At 37.5% G+C, this 4,109-nt stretch carries 6 protein-coding genes; all 6 read right to left on the bottom strand.

Annotation, left to right across the window (positions count from 1 at the left end):
* Window positions 1-65 precede the first annotated feature (65 nt).
* On the bottom strand, window positions 66-281 hold the full coding sequence (locus R8N47_RS23210; RefSeq protein WP_169572863.1) for a hypothetical protein: 216 nt from the start codon (window positions 279-281) through the stop codon (window positions 66-68).
* Window positions 282-526: 245 nt separating this feature from the next.
* Entirely contained in the window at window positions 527-1,174 is a 648-nt protein-coding gene (locus R8N47_RS23205; RefSeq protein WP_042776360.1) for a hypothetical protein, read from the bottom strand.
* A 260-nt stretch (window positions 1,175-1,434) separates the two neighbouring features.
* The gene (locus R8N47_RS23200) at window positions 1,435-1,752 is read right to left on the bottom strand and encodes a hypothetical protein (RefSeq protein WP_025634101.1); all 318 of its coding nucleotides are present in this window, start codon (window positions 1,750-1,752) and stop codon (window positions 1,435-1,437) included.
* A gap of 105 nt (window positions 1,753-1,857) precedes the next feature.
* On the bottom strand, window positions 1,858-3,195 hold the full coding sequence (locus R8N47_RS23195) for a hypothetical protein (RefSeq protein WP_025634099.1): 1,338 nt from the start codon (window positions 3,193-3,195) through the stop codon (window positions 1,858-1,860).
* Between the two features lie 11 nt (window positions 3,196-3,206).
* Window positions 3,207-3,545 carry a hypothetical protein gene (locus tag R8N47_RS23190; RefSeq protein ID WP_025634098.1) on the bottom strand — a complete coding sequence of 113 codons (339 nt, stop codon included), beginning with the start codon at window positions 3,543-3,545 and terminating at the stop codon, window positions 3,207-3,209.
* An 11-nt stretch (window positions 3,546-3,556) separates the two neighbouring features.
* Window positions 3,557-4,109: hypothetical protein (locus R8N47_RS23185; protein WP_318185868.1), on the bottom strand; the 553-nt coding region annotated here is incomplete at its 5' end.

Here is a 4,109-nt window from a genome sequence, read left to right as displayed (position 1 = left end):
CCACCTCCGCAGCCATTTATTGGTGTGGTCTACAGAGGATTAAGTCTTTTTAGAGGGGAAAATCCCTAGAACCCCATTAAGCTAGAACGCTCTAAATCTACCACCGTCAGGCAGTCAACAAAGTCTTTGTACGCTTCGTTGTCGGAAATGCCTTGAACAACTGCTGGCCCGGTAGTTTTGAGATATTCTTTGTATAGTTTTGCACCGACGACTCCAGAGCCAGATACAGCAACGATAGCTATAATAGACCAGGGAAAGGTGCTTTTAAGTGAGTCGAACATATTATATCCGTTTTATTGTTAGTATTAGTATTAAGGTGGGGATTGTTTTGGAATATTCAATGCATGAAATACAATAATTGTATTTCATGACTAGTTATATCTAGTTTTAAATATTATTTGTTCATCAAAAAGGCTGGTTATAAAACACCCACCAGCCCTTTCAATTTGATATTTAACCTGGGTATGCTAGAACAATGTCTATGTTAAACTTAATATCTGAAAGATTTAAACGGGTCAAAATATACTCAGTCATACTCGCAAAGTCGGCTTAAAATATTTGATTTACCAAATATACAAGGCTCTTTACGGAGGTGGTAAAATTTGGGTCTCCCAGATATTTCATCATATATTTCTTCTACATTTAAAGTCTCAATTATATCAATAGAGTCTGGATTTAACACTAAATGAGAACGGCCATGATACCCACCGTCTACAAATTGTCCACTCTCAAAATCCTTTAAGATATCGATACCGTTTTCACGCAAAATATGACAACGTTTCCGTTCATTCAAATCAATTAGGTCATTGTGTATTCGATTTTCAGGTGGTTTTGCAAGTTCTGAGTACCATTCTTTACCCCTCTTAGTTGATATCCACACTGGTAATTTATCCCAATGTTGCTGTAGATATTTGGGGTGCATAGAAATGGATTTACCAATAGTTACTACTTTAGCTTGTTCCTTTATTGCGCACACATATACGGTAGGTTTACCTACCTGCCTCGCTTTATAGTCAGCGTGATAGCATGCTCCTTTCAGATTAGAAACGAAGTAAAATCCATTAGCATCATTACAGCCTTCGCCTGTACCTAGCATGCCTAACTCAAATTTATCAAACTCCTTAGCTCGTGTACCATGAAAGATGAGCTCTCTTTCCATTGTTCTTTCTAACATGCCGCTTCTCATCAGGTTATAAGTCTTAAATTGTATTATCTAAAAACTAAACAAAATTGAGCTATTACTTTTGTTGACCTCTAAACAGATCAACTAGTCCTCTCAACACAACGCCACTAATGATCAATCCTAATAGTAAACTAATTACTATTCCGTAGGGGTTTGTTGCGAAAAATGAAAAAAACTCAGGTAGTTGAGGGAAAGGTAATGCTGCAACAGTGGCCATAAATTAATCCTTCTTTAAACAGTTAGGTTATGATTTAAGGAAGCTCGAGATCTTCTTCGGTAACCCAATCCAAGTGAGTATCTTTAGATATCAATAGTGTGCCTTCAAGCCAATTTACACCTAATATCTTTTCATCATGTGAAGCGTAAAACTCCGAAAGTTTATCGACTATGTTTGTAACATTCGATATTTCTACATTTTGTAAAGGTAGCCAAAACCAGCGATTTTTTGACTCAAGTAGTGCTCTTTTCGAGTTCCAATCCAGTCCCCATAATAAATGCTCTTGATTACCATTCACGAGCCGACAGTGCATCGCTGCCTTGATCCCCAATTTTTCAAGAAAGAACAACATACTTCCTACTTTGCGTAAAAAAAAACCATATTGACACATACTAAGATGTTACCAAGTATGTATCAATTATCTTTTGTTTTTATATGGTTATGATCAAGCTTGTATCTATATGTGGCTGGCCAGCCAGGTCTTGGTAGGCACAAATTGGTCTGACACCACATTGCCATTATTTATACAGATGGGCAATACGAAGTCAGTACCACTTCCTTTTGCAAACTCCCGTACTTCTCTTAAGGTATCTTTGCTATTGCTAACTGGTACTAGTAAAGAGTGGCTAAGTTCCCTTGTTCCACGCAACTTAATATTGGGTATTGAAAAACCTCGATGTAACAGCTCCTTTGTTTTAATGATTTGCACAGAACTGAATGACTTTACGTATTGGAGTTGTGCGGTTACTAGTTCGTTATATACCGTTTTTAACTTAAACTTTGCTAGCAAATAGTCGTCTGTCAAATTACTGAGCTGATACAAAGCCTTTTTAATAATTAATGTAATTTCTGGGTTATTCAACGATGGCATCGCCAACTCTCGGTCATAGGCGTTTATTACAGCGATTTTTGGATAATGGTCCATTTCACCGACATCTGTTTCAAACTTATCCCTATCGCTTAAAATCATGTTTGTGAGTTTATCGTGTCGCTCTGTCATACCTTTAGAGCATAAAATTAAGAATCTGTTTGATGGCTTAGTTTCGCAGCTAACTAATATTGGGAGTTCATTTTTGTGGTTTGGCACAGGGATATACACCTTTCTAATATCAGAATCCTCTAATATTTCATGTGTACCACTGCCTTCCAGAAAGCTGGCTATCTTCTTCAACATCTGGCTCACGATATCATTCCTTTGTTCAATTATTATTCTACGTTTTGACATTCGTTCATCATACTCTTCTTGTTTAGACTCGATATGCCTAGTCAATTGGTCCCTGTTTAAATATGGTAGAAAATCATTGAAAGTACATTTCACGCTCATGGTGCCAGGGCGTAGCCCTAGTTTAGTTTCAATTCTGGTTGCTAACTTTTTTCCTAGCATACGGGATTTATTGGGCCCTAAATGATTGTTCAAATGACAACCTAGCTCTGAGTTCAATTTGCTAATATTGCCATTCCCTATAAGGGTCAATAGGATCTCTAAATTCCTAGATCTGGCAAGCTTGTCAATTGGGAGGTTATCATCAATTGTTGGGTCTACATTTATGGTAGAAATGGCCTCATCAAGTTGTCCAATAGGCATACCGAGCTTTGTTTCTATGTTTCTAGCTAGTCTGTGACTGATGTTCTTCTGAGGCTTGGATCTGTGGCTGAGATAACTGGCCAAGTGAGGCATATCTAAATGTCTACATAAGTTCTGAATCTTACGGTTGTAGTCTTGGTTGACTATACGCATAAGGTTTTGGTGTCGATTCTCGTGATAGATTTCAGTAGTGTCGAATTTGATATCCATTCAATCACCAATCAATAACGTATTGTTGAAATGGTGTCTTCTATCAAATCTCGTTCTATATCGCTTTCAGCTTGATTTAAATACTTCTCGAGAATATCAATATTAAGTGTACTCAAGTGTCTTCTGTAAAGCTTGCGTCTCAATTCTTTGCGTTCAGCATAAATTGGGTATAGCCCCTGGATAAGGATACCAAGAAGAAGAATTACTATATAAAGCAGATTAAAAGACTCTAATTGAGAGAATCGCCATGCAGCTAAACCTACAATTGTTAGAGAAAATGCCAATATAACTATTCTTCTGGTGAACTGCCCCCATTCTGGTGAAAATACAGAGTCTTTGTAATGCATCATATTATTACCTCCTAGATGTATAAGAAATTGTCCATTGTCCATGTGTCTGGATGTGTTGAAGGGAGTGATTGAGATTCGAATATTGCATCAATGGTTGACCAACCTAGCTCAACTCCGTCCTCAAAATGGGTAGAAAATGCAATGTACATCCAACTTGCGACAGTAAATCGTGCTGCTGCTGTAAATTCAATCTTCAACAAATCGAGTTCGCTTGAGGTACTTACCATGTAAGTATTGGTACTTCTAACGCGATAACACCCTGATAACCTGTCAAGTAGTGGTGTTAGGTTAGGTTCTTTCTTGGCGAGCTTAATCATATCTTTCAAAGACAAAATACAATTGAGCTCTTTTAAACCAACCCTAGTCCATTCTTTAACTTTGCAAATTTGTTCAATTCTGTTTCTTTCGAAAGAGATCCAGAGAGGATCATACCTTCCCATACTTTCAATTAATTTATAGGTTGAAAGTAATTCTTCTAAACTAGCAGAGCACTGAGGGATCCCCTCATAATTTCCCCAAAGCACAACCATGTTTGAATAGATTTTGAGCAAGCAGGGTTGCAGC

The organism is Vibrio sp. 2132-1, from assembly GCF_033344315.1.
The sequence above is the reverse complement of the archived record's forward strand: the minus strand, read 5'-3'. Positions and strand labels throughout refer to the sequence as shown.